Below are 16,912 nucleotides of genomic sequence, written 5' to 3'. Positions count from 1 at the left end.
GAGGGGTGGCATGATTCGAAATCCTCCGGGTGACGACACGGCCAGGAATGCCAGAGTGAGGTGGATTGCCCAGACGAACAACAGAATCACCAACTTCGAGTTTTCGGGGATGACAGCCCTTCAGGGCCGAGAAATCGAACCGATCGCGTCGCCAATCGCGCATTCCGGAATTCAGCAACAACGTTTCTGCGAAAACGGCGGCTTCTTCAACATAGCCATAACAGTATTGGGACTAAGCCGCCATTCGGGCCATCACAGAAACGGCCTTTCGCGAATTGCGGCTTTCAAGAAGATCGAGCGGTCGAGATCGCCCCACCAATGATGTTCGATTCTGATTTGCAGAATTCGGCTTCGCGTCCAGGCTCGTCACGCAGTAGCTGGACGGGGTATTCCATTGATCTCGCCCACCATCCGACAAGCGGCGCCCGGTGACTACTTGCGCCAGACGTCATCTTCCCATTCGCACTAGACCCTATCAGCTGTCACATGCGATGAAATAGAAACATTCTGGCAATAGGAGCACGGCCACTTTGATCGACGAAATCTATCTGTGCTTCCACTCGAATTCTGTCATTCGGAGCCGGGTGAATCGAAACAGCGGTCCGACGAACATTGTTCTTAAATTCCGCGCTTACGAGGCGTATCCCGGGGGTGGTGCGTGATCCCACGTTGCTGGCGTATCCTTCAGCCTTGACCTCCCCCCAATCGCAATCGGTGGGACGACATTTGGCCCACGCATGGACGTATGTTGAGGAACCCGAAACTCGTATCTGGATTCTTGTAATTCCATTTGTCGACGGGTCGACGTTTGCCCAACTGCCGGCAAAGTAAGAGAGATTGCTCTCGGCATCCGGCGACGTTGATGGTGTCGATGGTTGCGCAGGCGTTTGCGGAGATGCCTGAGTTTGCGCTGGCGCCGGTGTTTGCACTGGGGCTGCAATCGGCGTTGGTGTTGACGCTGGTGTCGGCGCCGGTACCGAAGTCGGCCCGGGGGCCGACGGGTGGAAAAGACCTGTCTGGGCGAGAACCGCGATTAAGCCGCCGATTGCTGTAATAGCCGTTGCCGAAGCAGTCAAGATACCGGGAAGGGTGCTCCACCAGCCTTGAGTTGTTCGATCGTCGTTCATGGCATTGCCTCCCACGGTTTCTCCAGATACAGGCCTGTCGAGCACTGTCACCGCAAGGGGAATCTGCTGACACTGATCGGCATGCATTTAGGTCTGGAAACACAGGTCTGTCGTGTTGTTGAGACTTTACTGTTTGCCCTGTCACTATTTGTCCGAAATCGCCGGCCGGCACCAGCCTGTTCACCTGGATTTCGGCATGCAGGCTGAGTCCGCATCGACAAAAGCAGGCAGCGGCTCAACCGACGGAAGCTGACGGACCAGATTTCAGACCAGATTTAGCTTGCTTCGATCGGCTGCAACCTCGAGGGTTGACTCTATCATCGTTACGACAGTGTCGGCCAGGTCGTCATATTGGCGCTGAGCGTTCGCGGCAATTTCCTGTCCTGGCGGTAGTTCGGCCAGCAGCTTTCCGTCGGGTCCCGTATCTGTCTTTTGCGCCTTTGCCGCGGCAACGGTTTCGCCCGCAAGCCTAAGCTTGGTGAGGCTGTCGTCGAGATCGGAGACGGCCGGCGGACGAACAAGGATCCCCCCGACATATACCACCTGTGACAATCCGAGTATCCCAAGCAATGCGGTCGGGACGGAAAACGTAGCCAAATTTAACGCGCCTCCGCTGATCATGGAGGCGGCTACCGCAATGCTGAATATGATGGTTTGGAGCTTGTACACATCGAACTCACGGTTCGTCAGCACAAGATCCCGCCACTGTGGTCCACGTGGAACAGCGGGCGGCGTTAAAACTTCCCTCTTTTGCAGCCACGCCCAGTTTTCAAAACTGAGTCTGGTCTTCTGCTGATAGGTGATCTGCGCTGTAGCGGCTCCGATCCCTGAGATCCCCAGTAGCCCCACTATCGTTGGAGACAGGTCAACGAGCGTCCCGGTGCGCAAGACAAGCGCGAGCACAAGCCATCCAACCAGAAAGGAGAATAGTAGTACCTGTGTTTTTTGCACGCTTGCCTCGTTAAAGGCATTGGCCACGAGATGAATAGGGTTAAGGAAGTCGATGAGATCCATCTGTTTCGCACCGAAGATCGCGGGGTACTTCACGACAAGCGGATTAACGTGCTTTCTCGACACCAATACTGCACTCATCGCGAGGAGATAGACCAGCAGCGCCACGGGCGTACAGATCAAAAATGAGATGTGCGCGTCGCTCACTAGCGAGGAGGTCAGCGCCCAGCCGGTCATGCGATCGCCAGAGCATACGAGCAACACAAAGTACCGCTTGTCCCATAGAAACAGGTCTGGTTCGGAAAGTTGTACCCGTAGTAAGACACTATTATTCAGCCCGTATCCTGGTTTGAGGATCGGTGGTGGTGGTTCAACGGATATCACCGGGAGTTCGCCACCTACAGAATTTCTCCTCTGCGGGTCATCAATTTCAAAGACGCGGAAGATCCTGGGGCTTACGCCGTCTGTCAAAGACTGGTGAAGAACGAATTGGGCGTCGCTGTTAGACGGTAGCACTGCGGTGACCGGCAGTGCGACGGTTTGGGCAGCCTGAAGAAATGAACTCTTTGGAATAGCGTCAAAAGAGGAGGTGCTGCACGAGATCGGAGCTTCAGAGGTCGGTGCTGCCGCGTGACCGGGTGTCACGCATAGCAGTAACGCGCCGAACGCAAGAAATCTCGCTGCCACGGATTTTGTTGCACTATGTGCGCTCATGTCATCAGACCCTGCTGCCGTATCTCTCTAAACTCATTTCCGCTAGCCGCATAGGCTTGAACCGACATAATGTCGCGCAGTCGTCATCCGTACAAACGTACCTGAACATGAGCTGGGGAATTGTAGGTTTACATCGCAAATCTCGTGTTGCCAAAGGCAGGCTTCACTCAATCTTTGCTGGGTCTTGCGGATCTTCGCGAATGTTATAGTGGTCGAATCGGCCACCAGGAATGCAGCGAGAATGTTTCAACCCTCGCTGCTCCAACGCAGGGCAGGTGTTTCAGGCGCGGTCTGGAATCAACGCTTCGCCGTGCTGATAGGCATCAGTGAACCTGTCCAATCCGTTAGAGCCACCATTCACCAACTGACGCGCCAAAGCCATGTTGCCGGCAAGCAGCGCACTCTTGATTTGCAATTCGCGATCCGCGAGGAAGAGCGCTAGCAGACTGGATGCGATTTCCGGATCGCCGGCCAGATCCGGATTCGTGACTAAGTCAACTGATGGGTTGAGTTTAGGGCCGTACGTTTCATAATTGGATCTTCCGGTTAGCTGTACGTAGCCTCGGCCCTTGTATCTCTCTCCGTCTGGCGCGCCAAGATTGCCCAGGTCCTTCCGATTGTCATATAAGTCAAACGGATGACCCGACGGTGACGTATTGAAGCGGGATTGGCCCTCGCTTATCGGCTCGAAGCATTCTACTTCTGCCCGAACGGTCGACAACGCCATCAGGACCATCGGTTTGTCAGAAATGCTCCTCGTAACCAGAGCCGACAGGATTCCTGGCAAATTATTTTTGATGTTTCCAATCGGTGTAACCGGGAACATCTGACTGACAATCTCGACGGTGACACCAGGGATGGCACTTGGAAGTGCATTTGAATCGGATAGTCCGAGCGAGGTTAAAGTTCGAGGTCCCGCGATGCCATCTGCGAGGAGGCCCTCGCTTTGCTGAAACCCCATCACTGCAGCGACCGTGCCTTGTCCATAAACTCCGTCGATTGCACCTGGATTGGATCCATGGCTTAACAGAGCCTGTTGAAGCGCTTGCACGTCCGGCCCGGTGTCACCCTGACTAAGAGAATCTGACTGCATTTTCGTCTCCTGAAATATAAACGATTGCGTAAGACGTGAGGCAATTACTTCGCGGTCGCCCGATCTTCTGTCATAACAATAGGAAACCAGATGTGCTTCGGAGCTGCGACAAAGCTCTTTATGCGGTCTAGCGCACAAACCAGATCCGCAAGAGGGGCATTGCACTCTTCTTCGGAAACGAGTGGACTAAATGAACGGCTTTTGCGGAGGCCGGTATGCGCCTCCAAACGCCTTTGTCCGCATCGTTAAACCCGCCTTTCCGCGTGGTGGTCGACGTAGGCAATCGGAACAACTCGCGCGCGGTGAATCTGCGCGACCAGTCCGGCGATCCCGACAGCCCGCACTACCGCGATCTCGCGCCGCTGTAACTGAAAGGCGAATACTTTCCGCTGCTGGATTCGCGCAAGGTCGTCGAAGCGGCGACCGAAACGAAGCTGCAGCTGCTGCCGGCACGACCGTGAAAGAATCTCGACGGCCTGCTTGACATCGCGGAACGAGCTTTTAAATTAAACCGCGTTGGCCGACCCGACCCGCCGTGCGCTCCTTGCACGTCTGTCCGCGCGCGCAAGCCTGTCCGTCAGCAAACTCGCACAGCTGTTCGCGATGTCGTTGCCCGCCGTCATGAAGCATCTCGACGTGTTGTCGGATGGCGGTCTGATCACGCGCACCAAGACGGGCCGTACCGTCGCGTGCCGGCTCGGCGCCGGACCGATGGCATCCACTTCACGATTTGCAACGGTTCCGTCCAGGCGCTGTAGATTCTTGCGGGCGAGGCGTTGATTCGGCGCTGGAGCGTGAGACTGGGTTGGGCGGGCATGCTTCCTCCTCCACAAAGGCGGCAAGGCGATCGAGTGTGTCGGTCCAGAAGCGCTGATAGTGGGTGAGCCATTCCATCGCTTCCTCTCATCGCACACGAGTTTGCCGCGCCAGTTGCCGAGAAACGCGCGGGCATGTTCACCGGCGTGACTGTCGGCGAAGTCATAAACCACGGCCCGCATATCGGCGGTCCGACACTAGCCTGGCCTTCAAATTCCACGCAGTCCAATCGTCTAAAGCAGACAAGTCCGAACGACCAGCTGCGCGCGGCTGCAGCAAACGGCGTGGCTTTACGCGCGTGATCGTCCGTGGAAGTGGGTCATGTCAGTTCGGGAGTGGCCGTGAGCCAGACGACGGAACACATAGTGCAGTTCACTGCTGACGACGGCCAGCGGTGCAACCTGATCCATTCGTGCAGCGGGCGTACACCCGACAAAGGGCCGGTGCTGCTCGTGCACGGCGCGGGGGTGCGAGCCAACATTTTCAGACCACCGGTCCCAACGACTTTCGTCGATTTTCTTCTCGCGCATGGCTACGACGTGTGGCTGGAGAACTGGCGCGCCAGCATTGACCTGCCGCCTAACGAATGGACGCTTGACCAGGCTGCGTTGTACGACCACCCGGCAGCAGTGCGCAAGGTTGTCGAGGAAACCGGTTCGCCTGAGATCAAAGCCGTAATCCATTGTCAGGGCTCGACGAGTTTCACGATGTCGGCCGTCGCCGGCCTGATTCCGCAGGTGACGACGATTTTGTCCAATGCCGTATCGCTGCACCCGATCGTGCCGTGGATCTCGCGCCAGAAGGGCCGTTTCGCCGTACCGGTGGTGTCGCGACTGACACCCTACCTGAACCCGCAATGGGGGGAGCACGCGAGCGGCGTCGTGCCAAGGCTGTTGCAGGGTCTGGTGAAATTGACGCACCACGAATGCGACAACGGCGTGTGCCGCTTTTCGAGCTTCACTTTTGGCACCGGTTTTCCAGTCCTGTGGCGACACGAAAATCTGAACCCCGCGATTCACGACTGGATTCGGGGCGAATTTGGCAACGTGCCGTTTTCCTTCTTTCGGCAGATGTCTCGCTGCCTCGATGCCGGACATCTCGTATCGAACGGCGGGTTCCCAGGCTTGCCGCAGGATTTTGCCGCAGAACCGCCGCGAACCACGGCCCGATTTGCGTTCATTGCCGGCGAACTGAATCAGTGCTTTTTGTGGCAGAGCCAACAGGAGAGTTTCAAATGGTTCGACCGCCAGCGGCCGAATCATCACTCGCTACACGTGCTTCGCGGATACGGGCATCTCGACGTCTTCATCGGCAAGAACGCGTTGCACGACACCTTCCCGGTGCTGCTGGCTGAACTCGAACGAGAGATCTGAAGGAATTGGCATGGTCATTCCCACACGTCAGACCCGTCTTGCAGGGCGCCATGCGCTCGTCGACGGCATTCCGTTCACAATGCCTGTCCATTCGGAACAGACGCCAGCGTTGATGGCCGCGTTTTCAATCGACCCGGACGCGGCGCGCAGCCTGATTCCAGGTAACGAAGTGCATCCGTTCCGTTTGTGGAAGCGCGCTCTGCTGGTCGTGAGCGTGGTCGACTACCGTATCACCAACATTGGAAAGTACATCGAGTACTCCATCGCGATCGCATGCACGCACGGCAGCCGGCGGGCACCCAGGCTGTTGCCGGCTCTGATGATGAGAACCTTCGGCACCGGACAGTACGTGTGGGATTTGCCGGTATCGACGGAAATCTCCGTGAAGGGCGGAAAAGGGATCTGGGGCATGCCGAAGCATCAGGCCAGCCTCGACTTCGTGATCGGCGACGACTGGGTTAGCAGTCAGTATGACATGGAGGGGCAGATGTTGATGCGCATAGACGTGCGCAAGCCCGCGAGTGCGTGGCTGCCTTTGAATATGGGAGCCGCCAACTACTGTGCATTTCGCGGCATGCTGATGAAATCCCGCATCAACTTTCGCGGCAAACTCGGGTTCTCGCTCTTTAGCAAGGGGGCGTCGCGGCTCTTCATCAGCGATCACCCCCGGATGGCGCCGCTCAAGACCCTCGACATCGATCCGGAGCCCATCTTCGCCGGCTTCTTTCCCTCTACGCGCGGCGTGCTCGACGATTATTTCGAATGTTGGTTTGTCTCCGAAGCGCAACCGCCACTTAAGCCGATGGATGGCCTCGAAAGCACGTTCTTTCTCGGCCAGTCGCGGCAATGGCTTCCCGACCCGCAGCGCGCACCGGATTGGGAGAAAGGGCGATGAAGGACCGATTGCTGATCGCGAATCACGCATTGCTATTGCTGTGCGCGTCGATGTATCTTGGCACCGGCGCGTCGCTCGTACTGTTCTCATTTCCCATCGCACCGCAGATGACGCCTGCCAACTACTACCTGCAGTTCGTCCCTCAGGTGCAGGCTGCCACAAGCTTCTTCACTTCCATGACAAAGTTGATGCTCGTGTTTGCCACGATCATGCTGGTCGCCGAATGGCGTCAACCCACGCGCTGGGTGCCGCTTGTCGTGCTGGCAGCAATCATTGCTGCGACGGTTCTTACGCTGCTGTGGCTCTTTCCGTTGAACAACGAAATGGCAGGCCGCATACAGGACGCGGAGCGTCTGCAGGTGGTGTTGCAGGAGTGGATGCGTTTGAACCGGGTTCGCGTTGCCCTATGGTGCGTTCAGTGGACCGCACTGGTCTGGTACTTCGCCCGATGGACGCTACGCGCCAGGTATGCGACATGGACGCGCTGACCCTCGAGCGCTTTGGCGCCACGCTAATTGCCTTGCTGACGGTGCTGACCGGTGCGGCACAGATCGCAGCGCCCGCGCCGCTGCTCCGGCTGATCGGCGTCGAACCTACGGCGTCCGCCGCGCAGCTGTTCGCCACGGTCGGCATGTTCATGGTTCTGTTCGGCGCAGCGTTGCTGCACGCCCAGACCCGGCCGCAGGCGCTTCCCGTGTTGCTGTTGTGGATTGCGCTCCAGAAAATAGGCGCTTCGTTGATGGTGGCCTGGGGCGTGAGCAAAGGCGTGTTCGCGCCGGTCGCGCTGCTCGTCGCGACCTTCGACTTCGCGAGCGGCTTGTTGTTCTTCGATCTGCGGCGCCGCGGAGGATGATGATGGCCTTTATCACGCGTGTGTTCTTCTGGGGCTATGCGCTGATGCTGGTTGGCATCGGCGTGAGCGGTACGTTGATCGCGCCGTGGGAGCTGCGCACGGTCTTCGATCTGCCCATCGATACGCTGGCGGCACCCGCAGCGGCCACCCTGCTGAATCAATGTCGCTTCCTCAAGGCCATCGAGTTGTCATTCGGTCTCTTCTGCGTGACGTATCGCGGCGACATTTTTCACATCGGTGTCGCGCATCGACTATTCCTGATAGGTGTTTTTTCAGGCGTCGCGGCGCGTTTCACGAGCTGGATCGTCGACGGGCGCCCCCATACTGCATTTGTTGCGTTTACCGTCCTCGAAGCGACCACCGGCTTACTTGTCTGGTTCAGTGTGGCTTCGGTCTCGAAGGCGGACATATGACACTGTCTCATCAACCGCCGATTGCCGCCGGCGACGGTGCCACGCCGCGCGCACTCCTGCTTGCGGGCGGCGGCATGCGCGTCGCGTATCAGGCGGGCGCGGTCAAAGCGCTGGTGGATGCGGGACTGCGCTTCACGCACGCCGATGGCGCCTCCGGCGGCACGATCAATCTCGCCGCGCTTCTCTCCGGTGTGAGTGTGGACGACTTGTGTGATCGCTGGCGTGCGCTATCGGTGAAAAAGTTCGCGTCGCTGCGGCCGACGGCCGACTATCTGCGTGCTGCGGATCTGCCGGCACTTGGCAGCGCGGACAACATGGTGCAATACGTCTATCCTTCGCTTGGCATCGACGTCGGCCGCATCCGCGCCGCGACCGGCATAGACGCATCATTCAACGTCTGTAGATTCGACGACAAGACTGTCGTGCCGATTCCGCACCGCCAACTCGACCTCGCACGCCTGACGGCGGCCGCTTCGTTGCCGATCTTCATGCCAGCGGTACAGGCTGCCGGCAGTACCTGGACCGATGCGGTGTGGATCAAGGACACGAACCTGCTTGCGTGCGTCGAACGTGGCGCCCGCGAGTTGTGGCTCGTGTGGTGTATCGGCAATACGCCTGTCTTTCACAACGGCGCCTTTAACCAGTACGTGCACATGATCGAGATGAGCGCGGTAGGGGCGCTGAACTGGGAACTGGCGACGATCGCCGACATCAATACGCGCATCGCGCGCGGCGAAACGGTATTGGGTCATCGAGAGCCGATTGTCGTGTACGTGGTCAAACCCGAAGTGCCGCTGCCGCTTGACCCCGACTTTTACTTCGGCCGCATCGATGCGGCCACCTTGATCGACATGGGATATGGCGATGCATGCCGCTTGCTGCGCTCGATGCATCCGGCGCCATTGGATGCCCGTGCGACGCAGATGCACGCGCCCGGTACCGGGTTATCGTTTCGCGAGACCATGGCGGGCAGTCTCACACTCGAGGGCGGTGACTCACGCAGCGATTCCGCCAGCACCGATCAATTCACGATGCACGCGGCCATCTACATTGATGACGTCGCCGCATTCATTGCCGACCCCGAGCACAAAGCTGATCTCACCGGGCACATCGATTCCGCACGTTTCGGTGAGGCCGTTCCCGCAGAGTCCGGTTTGTTCGGCCTGTTTGTTCCGAGCGGTGATCCAGCGCTGACTTTTATGATGTACGAGCTTGGGTTCCAGCATGGCGGCATGCGCTACTACCTCGCCGGCAAGAAGAGAGTGCGTGTCGGTACGCTGCTAAAGCTTTGGCGCGAGACTACCACGCTCTATTGCACGCTGCATGAAGGTACCGATGCCGGTGGGCGAGTGCTGGGCTCCGGCATCTTGCGCCTCGACGCCAGTGAGCTGTTCAGGCTGCTTGGCACCGTCTACGCGACCAATGCAGACGACAAACGCACAGCGGCTGGCGTAGTGTGGCGCTTCTTCAAATTCTTTGCCGCGGAGCTGGTGCGCACGTACGTGCGGCAACGGCCGCTTGTTACTGCCCGATCGGCGTGATCGACACACGTGAGAATAACAACCCGGCAATCGGGAGGCGTGTCGAGCGGGAGAGTGCCGTGCGCCCGGCCACCTCTGCCGGCAAGCTTGCCGAGAGGTGGCCTGACGATCGCACAGCGTATCAATTTCGTTTCGCGTCTCGCTGCTTTCATAGATTGTGCGGTCGCCTAAGCTCGCAAGAGATCAAGGCGACCGTCTCCTGCGCTATGGAAAGGCGACCGGCCCCTGCGGTTGATGGTTGTCGAGATGTGCACGAATCGTCGGATAGACATCCACGGCCGCATTTTTGCCGAAGATGCAGTCGATGTGCCCATACCCGTCGATCAAATGATGTTCGTAATGCTTGGGTCCGTAAGCATCGACCAGCATCTGGAACGTCGTCAGTGTGCTCTTTGGCAGATAGCAACGATTCTTCGCGCCGTGTATGAATGCGATCGGCAACTTCATACCTTTCAGGTTCGGCAAGTAGACGTCGGCGCCGTCTGCGCGCAACACGTGTCCCGCGCGTACCATCAGGGACAGATGTTCGAAAAGACGGATATCGTGCACGCCGAACAGTTCCTGCAGGTTCTCGTGCAGCGTTTCGTTGAGTTGCGTGTGCTCGTACACGGGGCCGTAAAGGAACGTCGCGCGATGGCAGATCGCATTACTGCACTCATCGTCTTGCTCAACCGGATAGAGACGCAGTGCTTCGTCGAGCAGGTTCTTCGGCCATTTCTCATGCTCCGTCAGCACGGACAGGTCTTCCACACCGAGGTGTTCGAGCATTTGGGGCACATGCAGGCCCGCTTTGATCCGCCCTAACAATGCCGGTATCGGGTGGGCCGACACCTGCGACAGGACCACCGAACGCACGCCCTCCAATCCCGACAGCAACGACATGGTGAACGCCAGCGCCCCGAGACAATGGGCGACGACCTGGATCGTATCGGCATGTGCGAGCTCGCGAACCTTGGCGACCGCACAAGGGATGTCGTATTCGGCGACCGCGTCGGCGGTGGTCTGTTCGGGAGCGCTCGGCAGGTCGATGCTCACGCGCAGGTCGATCAGCCACACGTCGTACTGCGCGGCGCACAGGAATTCGACAAGATTGGTCTCGATCAGATCGGTCGAGAAAATGCGGCTCGATACGCCCGATCCGTGGATCAGTAGCACGGGCCCTTTGTTACCGCCTTGATAGCGCGTAAGCCGCAGCGTCTTGCCGTCCGGCGTCTGGAAATAAGAGGCCTGCGGCGTCGGAGCGCGCAACGGCCGACGCTCGCGCGCAGGTGCCTTCGGATCGAAGTACTCGAGTGGCGCGAAGACGCCGCCGTATTCGATGAGCAGCACGTCTGCGAAGAACTTCCCGAACTTGAGGGTCCATGCGATGCGCGCTGCCATGTCGGGCGCGTTGGTCACTCCGGTCGTCGTCTGCTGCTTGAGGAAGTTCTCCGGCGTGATGATGAGCGTGGCATGGCCGAGCACGGGCGCGTCGTCGGTAGTGGAATCACGAATCTGGACGTAGAGCGTGTTCGTCTGCTTCCATAGTTCAAGCGGCGACGTACGCGTGATGATCTTGCGGCCGACGAATCCAAAGCGCTTGCCTTCCACCGAGTCGAGTGTCATCCGGTAGACCATATTGCGCCGGTCCACGTGCGTTTCGTCGATGACGAACAAGTTGAAGCGGCCGTCCTCGATGGTCATGGGTTCGCGCGACAGCGCAGGGCACCTCAGCGTGCCGACCATCGTCGCCTCATGTTCGGGACTGGCAAGCATGGCTTCGAGATCGCTCGAGTCGACGGTGAGCGTGAAGCTCATCGGGACCTCGGCGCTTCCCTCGGGCGCAACCGGCGTATAGCTGCCGACCATCGTTTCGGTGAAGCGCAGGCCGATCTTCTCGGTGGGGGGCGCGGCGGCGGTGCCGGCCGCCGTGTAGTCTATTTTCCAGCCATTGGACGCGGCAATCTGCACGCAGTTGCGTTCGGCGAACGCAGATATGGTGAGAAGCGGATTCACGCCGAGCGACATTGGCATCACGGCGCCATCCATCACGTATAAGCCCGGATGCACCTCTTTGCCTGTCGTGCCCGAGTACACACGCCCCGCATGATCGACAACGCCGTGCTGCGCATCGTCCGCCATCGCACAGCCGCCTAGCGGGTGTACGGTCACGAGGCGGTCCTTGAAGAGTTCCGTTGTAAGCGGATTGCGGATGAATACGCCGCTAAGCGCCTGTGTGGCCTGTTCGAGCGTATCGTTGACCGTCTTGAAGATGGGCTGCTTGCTGGGGTCGTCCCATTCGATGCGCGGGCGGCCGTTTTCAACAACAATCTGGCCTGCTTCGTCGTCATGTGCCATCACAAGGTAAGTCTGCGTGTTGTGCATCGCGCCGCGGTATGGGTCAGCCGCTCCTGCGAGAAGGCGCTCCGCGGCGCGCAGCGCGTGTTCGCCTTCGGGGCCCGCTTCCTCTACGCCTTCCGCGGGCGTGGCTGCGCTGAGCAGGCCCATCATTGCTTCACCGATTGGCGCGGCGAAAGACCCTTCTTCGATCACGAAGCCGTCTTTCACGTCCGGCGTGTCGCGATGATCGATGATGCCGGTAATCGTCGGGCCGACCTTGGGAATCTCGCCATGATCGTGTTTGCCCCAGCCGACGCCGTTGATCTCGCGATCGGTGTTGAAGCCGAACGCAAGCACGTCGCCGTTACCAGTGAAGCGCTTGCCCAGTTGATCCGAGACCGTCAGACGCCCCGCCTGACGCGAGCGAAGTAGGATCGCGGTCGAGCCGATCGTACCCGCCGACAGGATCACGTGGTCCGCGGTCATGAAAAGCTCGTCTGCACAATAGATCTCGCGCCCGATGTCGATCAACTGATAGTAGATGCGCCAGGTGTTGTTTTCGTCGTCGCGCTCGACGGAATGCACATCGACACCCGTGAAGATCTGCGCGCCGTGCGCGACGGCGTCCGGCAGGTAGTTCATATGCGTTGAGTTCTTGGCGCCGTGATTGCAGCCGGAATTGCAGTCGCCACAGCCGATGCAGCGATTCTGTTCAACGCCTGCTGCATTGAGTCCGTCCTTGAAGGTGACGGTAACGGGAGGCCGATAGAACGACTTGTCCATGCCGAGCGTGTGCGCGGACTCTGAAAGCGCTTCGAGTTTTGGCAAAGGGCCAAAATCGGCCGGCACGGGTGACGGCTGAAGCATCGCGATCGCGCGTGCGTAGCCGGCTTCGATGCCGGCCTTGTCCGCCTGAATGGCGGCGGGCCAGCGCGAATCTGTCCAAAGGCGTGTGTCTGGATGGAGCGCGACGTTCGCATTGATGAGCGACGTACCGCCGAGCCCGCACCCGACGACCGCGTTCATCTGTTCGTTCACGTGAATCTCGATCAGCGCCAGCGGCGAGTCGACGCGCATAGCGTCGAGGTTATACTGAATCTCCTTGAGGCCGTCACCCTTCGTCGCAGGGAAGTCGCCCGCCATATATTCGCGCCCGCGCTCCAGCAGGCAGACCTTCCGTTTCGCTCGCGCCATGCGGCTCGCGGCGATCGCGCCGCCATATCCGGACCCGACGACAACGACCTCGTAATGCTGTTCTTTCGCCTTGATGGCGCTTGACAAGCGGTTCATTCGATCACCTCGCATTCGAACGGGATACGGCGCGGAAGACCCGGCGTATGCGTTAAATGGGACAGCCGGGAGTCTGTGGTTTCTTTATCTTAGACGGTGTCCGTCGTCAGAAAATCATTTCTTTGTAGTGCGAATGGATCGACACGTGTACGCCGAAAAAAATAAAACCGCACGACGCGGGTCGATCCGGGTTTGCGTGCGATTGGCTCAGGACTTCGATCGGTCAATTGGAGTCGTCTGCGCCATCAAGCGACCAAAATATCGAACTTCGGTAGCAGGTCGCGTAGGACATAATCGCGGTGCCGGGTCGCCGCCCGATAAAAGCCAAACGCCGGATGGGCTTGCAATTCCTCGAATGAGAGATGACCTGTCCGGCTCACCAGATCATCGAGCCAGTCGTTTCGTGCCTGGTAGTCGCGACAGACTTCGATACCGTACACCCCCCAATCGCGCAAAGCGGTCTTCCACTGTTCAACGCGATCGGGTGCCTCCGCCGCGTAGGCAAGGACTGCGCGAATCCGCTCCTCGATCTGCGAAAACGAGACGGCTGGCGCTGTGTCCTGGCCATATCGAGCTTTCGCAAAAGACATGAAATACTCGTACAGGCGCGAACAAGCCTGGAAGTACGTCTGCTGATTTTTACGCGATTCTTTTGTGCCGTTCACGTAAGTAAAAGACCACTCCAGATATGGCTGATCCGGATACGTCAGGACAGCGCCATGTCCAAGCTCCGGTGCCGCGCCGAATCTTGCTTCGAACGCAGACCATTTCTCTTTCAGGACGCCGATCACCGTCGCGTGGTGGGCCAGCTCAGTCACAATGGAGTCCGGATCGACACAGTTAAGTCTGGATTCGATGCCGCTGAAGCCATAATGCGAGAACGTGTCAGCGTATGTATGCGCGGCAACGCCGATCGACTGGAGAGCGAATGGACCTGCGGCGCTCTGGATAAAGTGGTCCATCATTTCCTGAGCTACCTGGCTGTCCTGTCGCGCCACAACCCGTTCCTTGAACGTGACTCCCTGGTTTCCGGGAAGAAAGTGAAAGGGCACCCAGACGAGGCGGCAATCGTCTTCATCCCGCCTCGCGAAGCGGGATAGTGACCTTTCCGCCGTGGCGAGTGGATGGTGTGCGGTGGCGATGCCGTACACGCCCTCTCCGGTCTCTGCAGCTAGCAGGTCTTCGAAGTTCTGGTCGTCAACGGTCTGCGCGGAGTACGCGATGATTTCGGCGTCTGCCTTCGGAATGCCGGCCGCGGCGGCCATCGCATAGGTGCCGTAATAGTGCATGTCGTATTGCATACTGGCCTCGTGCGGTTATGACAGATTTGGGGGCGACCCACCTACATGAACGGTTAAGCATTTAAACCTTAAACGGACGGATAATTTCCGTTTAGCGCCTTCGGCGCGGGTGATCACCGGTCGGCCAGCGGGCTGCTTAAGATGAGCCGACGCTGGCCGATGACGGACAACTCGCTGGGCAAGCGAGTCAGTTGTAGCGTCTGAAGTGTCAGATCGGTACCCGGAGGGCTGCGAGGTTATGCCATTATCACTATAGGCGGTTCCGCTCGACCTTTGAGCCCAAAGGTTTGTCAATTACCGACAATTCGTACATCGCCGGGATGCGTTTCGTTAGGAAATGCGGCGTGAGAAATGGCCGCGCCGCCGAAATGTCGAAACGCTGCGTTACCGTATATCTGCGGCAACTGTCCACGAAGTCTTTGTTGATAGAAATCGGGTTGAACCGAAGCGAAGATATTCATCACCATTAGCTGCACGAAAAAGAAGAACGCAGCGAGGCCAACCGCTTCTGCGATGCGTAGCCATTTTGGAACCGGCGACGCCACGAACACATGGTTGTCGGCGGTCCACGCAATATACAGCGTCGTGAAGAACGTCGTCAGCAACCATGGCCACCGAAGCCAGGTCTCGATCAGGACATAGCCGGATTTTGCAACCCAGTAGCGGGCGAACGTGGTTGTTGTTCGCGTCAGCTCAGGGTTTTCAAACCGGTCGCTTGCGTACAAAACGGTCACAGCGCTTCCGATCAGCCATTGCAGCATGACCCCAGCATGAGCGTTAATCATTTAGATCACCGCCGCTTCAAAACGGTCCTCAGTATTGGCGAGAGAACCGTTCGCCTACGCTCGCGCGTCGCACCGCGTTCAGTCTGACGACGGATGCCAGGGAGTGAATTTCATCGGGTAAGCGTGCACATTGGCCGGTATTCCGTCCATGCCGATCGATCGGCGCGTCATGGGTCGCCGCATGCAGCGCGACGAGCTACGTTTTCTCGAGCCCTTTTAGCCGTCGTCATCGAGAAGACGAGCGGCGCGCGCGTAAATTTAACAGTTTTCAGTGCATCGACTGGTTGCGCTCGACCAGTCTGTCGGTTGCCATGGGAGACGTTTAAATCGTCGACGGCATGATCATCTGACCTCGGAACGGGTGGTTCAGTCAATGCCTGAACCGCCTCCGATTTTTCTGGACACGAATTTGGGGTAAAACCTGTGTCTGGAAACGGAGTTGAAGAGGCATGGGCAGATGACCCGCCGAGGCAGGGTCAGGGCACTCTCGGCAACGCGACCGCCAACCACACATGTTGCGACGGCACCGCGCCAGGTGTGGTGCTGGGACATGACCTATTTGCCGGCAACCGTGACCGGTCGATGGTTCCACCTGTACCTGATCCTCGACCTGTACAGCCGCAAGATCGTAGGCTGGGAGGTGCACGACAGCGACGCTGCCGAACATTTGGCTCACCTGGTGCGCCGCACGGCGCTCGCTGAAGGCATTGCCGCCTTTGAGACCAGACCGGTGCTGCACGGCGATAACGGCGCCACGCTCAAGGCCGCCACCGTGCTGGCGGTGCTGCACTGGCTGGGCATCAAGCCGTCGTACTCGCGCCCCCGGGTCAGCGACGACAATGCCTACGCCGAGGCGCTGTTCCGCACCTCGAGATACCGGCCAGAATTCCTGGCCACGGGCTTCGACGACCTGGACGGCGCCCGTGACTGGGCTGCCGCTTTCGTGCACTGGTACAACCTGGAGCATCGCCATAGCGGCACCCGCTGCGTGACGCCCGCGCAGCGTCATGCCGGCGGCGACCGTGTGCACGGCCGGCTTCTCGCGCCGGCCATCGTGAAGCGCGACTTTCCATTTGGCCGCCGCCAGTTCCAGCGACACTGCCAGCACCGGTACGTCACCACTACCGGTGTATGCCTGATCGGTACGCATGATGTTCTCCTTTGAGCATACCTCAGCAAGCTGATTTTAGGCGTCAGCTTGTCGAGGGCCTCGCTCATAGACAGTATGACTTACGCTGCGCCCGAGGCTGACCGCCGCGCGGAGATTGAACGCGGGTTAGCAACGAGTGCCCGAGCCGCAAGAGTATGGTCTAAGCCCAATACTGTTCACTTGATAACCACTTTGGGCGCTATTCGCTGATTCAGCGGCTCCCATCGTCGCCGGATCCGGAAATTCGACATCTTTCGCTTCACGCCGCGGGGATTGCGCTTGCCGCGGCTT

Annotated in this window: 13 protein-coding genes and 2 pseudogenes; 10 read left to right on the top strand and 5 right to left on the bottom strand. The window is 58.9% G+C overall.

The features are described 5' to 3' along the window. Positions 1 to 862: 862 nt before the first annotated feature. Complete coding sequence (locus GNZ13_RS48515) at positions 863 to 1,054, top strand: hypothetical protein (protein WP_172170427.1); 192 nt, start codon at positions 863 to 865, stop codon at positions 1,052 to 1,054. A 337-nt stretch (positions 1,055 to 1,391) separates the two neighbouring features. Here the strand turns inward: GNZ13_RS48515 and GNZ13_RS48510 are convergent, their stop codons facing one another. Next, on the bottom strand, positions 1,392 to 2,792 hold the full coding sequence (locus GNZ13_RS48510; RefSeq protein ID WP_172170429.1) for a hypothetical protein: 1,401 nt from the start codon (positions 2,790 to 2,792) through the stop codon (positions 1,392 to 1,394). Between the two features lie 280 nt (positions 2,793 to 3,072). After that, complete coding sequence (locus GNZ13_RS54075) at positions 3,073 to 3,885, bottom strand: peptidoglycan-binding protein (protein WP_172170431.1); 813 nt, start codon at positions 3,883 to 3,885, stop codon at positions 3,073 to 3,075. 251 nt (positions 3,886 to 4,136) lie between these two features. Here GNZ13_RS54075 and GNZ13_RS48500 point away from each other — a divergent pair. The 8 genes and pseudogenes from GNZ13_RS48500 to GNZ13_RS48465 all read left to right on the top strand — a co-directional run. After that, positions 4,137 to 4,346: pseudogene (locus GNZ13_RS48500) on the top strand (penicillin acylase family protein); the annotation flags it as partial. A 55-nt stretch (positions 4,347 to 4,401) separates the two neighbouring features. Continuing rightward, entirely contained in the window at positions 4,402 to 4,665 is a 264-nt protein-coding gene (locus GNZ13_RS48495) for an ArsR/SmtB family transcription factor (protein WP_172170433.1), read from the top strand. Positions 4,666 to 5,042: 377 nt separating this feature from the next. Continuing rightward, positions 5,043 to 6,074, top strand: coding sequence for an alpha/beta fold hydrolase (locus GNZ13_RS48490; protein WP_328807298.1), 1,032 nt, complete (start codon positions 5,043 to 5,045; stop codon positions 6,072 to 6,074). Between the two features lie 10 nt (positions 6,075 to 6,084). Further along, on the top strand, positions 6,085 to 6,969 hold the full coding sequence (locus GNZ13_RS48485) for an acetoacetate decarboxylase family protein (RefSeq protein ID WP_172170435.1): 885 nt from the start codon (positions 6,085 to 6,087) through the stop codon (positions 6,967 to 6,969). Beyond that, positions 6,966 to 7,457, top strand: coding sequence for an anthrone oxygenase family protein (locus tag GNZ13_RS48480; RefSeq protein WP_172170437.1), 492 nt, complete (start codon positions 6,966 to 6,968; stop codon positions 7,455 to 7,457). Before GNZ13_RS48485 ends, GNZ13_RS48480 begins: the two co-directional genes overlap by 4 nt. Next, complete coding sequence (locus GNZ13_RS48475; RefSeq protein WP_172170439.1) at positions 7,445 to 7,822, top strand: hypothetical protein; 378 nt, start codon at positions 7,445 to 7,447, stop codon at positions 7,820 to 7,822. Before GNZ13_RS48480 ends, GNZ13_RS48475 begins: the two co-directional genes overlap by 13 nt. Before the next feature lie 2 nt (positions 7,823 to 7,824). Then, the gene (locus GNZ13_RS48470; protein WP_172170441.1) at positions 7,825 to 8,235 is read left to right on the top strand and encodes a DUF4345 family protein; all 411 of its coding nucleotides are present in this window, start codon (positions 7,825 to 7,827) and stop codon (positions 8,233 to 8,235) included. Next, a complete protein-coding gene (locus GNZ13_RS48465) occupies positions 8,232 to 9,776 on the top strand; it encodes a patatin-like phospholipase family protein (protein ID WP_172170443.1) in 1,545 nt (514 codons plus the stop codon). The genes GNZ13_RS48470 and GNZ13_RS48465 overlap by 4 nt, the downstream gene beginning before the upstream one ends. A gap of 204 nt (positions 9,777 to 9,980) precedes the next feature. On the opposite strand, the gene GNZ13_RS48460 is transcribed toward GNZ13_RS48465, so the two are convergent. From GNZ13_RS48460 to GNZ13_RS48450, 3 genes are all read right to left on the bottom strand, one after another. Beyond that, positions 9,981 to 13,385 (bottom strand): alpha/beta fold hydrolase, encoded by a 3,405-nt coding sequence (locus GNZ13_RS48460; RefSeq protein ID WP_172170445.1) that lies wholly within the window; start codon positions 13,383 to 13,385, stop codon positions 9,981 to 9,983. A gap of 245 nt (positions 13,386 to 13,630) precedes the next feature. After that, a complete protein-coding gene (locus GNZ13_RS48455) occupies positions 13,631 to 14,686 on the bottom strand; it encodes a DUF6765 family protein (RefSeq protein WP_172170447.1) in 1,056 nt (351 codons plus the stop codon). Positions 14,687 to 14,976: 290 nt separating this feature from the next. Further along, on the bottom strand, positions 14,977 to 15,447 hold the full coding sequence (locus GNZ13_RS48450) for a hypothetical protein (RefSeq protein WP_172170449.1): 471 nt from the start codon (positions 15,445 to 15,447) through the stop codon (positions 14,977 to 14,979). A gap of 463 nt (positions 15,448 to 15,910) precedes the next feature. On the opposite strand from GNZ13_RS48450, the pseudogene GNZ13_RS48445 reads away from it, so the two are divergent. Next, positions 15,911 to 16,495 (top strand): annotated as a pseudogene (locus GNZ13_RS48445) (transposase); the annotation flags it as partial. Positions 16,496 to 16,912: the final 417 nt, after the last annotated feature.

It is taken from the genome of Paraburkholderia elongata, assembly GCF_013177735.1.
In the GTDB taxonomy this organism is placed as follows: domain Bacteria; phylum Pseudomonadota; class Gammaproteobacteria; order Burkholderiales; family Burkholderiaceae; genus Paraburkholderia; species Paraburkholderia elongata.
This window is presented reverse-complemented; position numbering and strand designations above follow the sequence as displayed.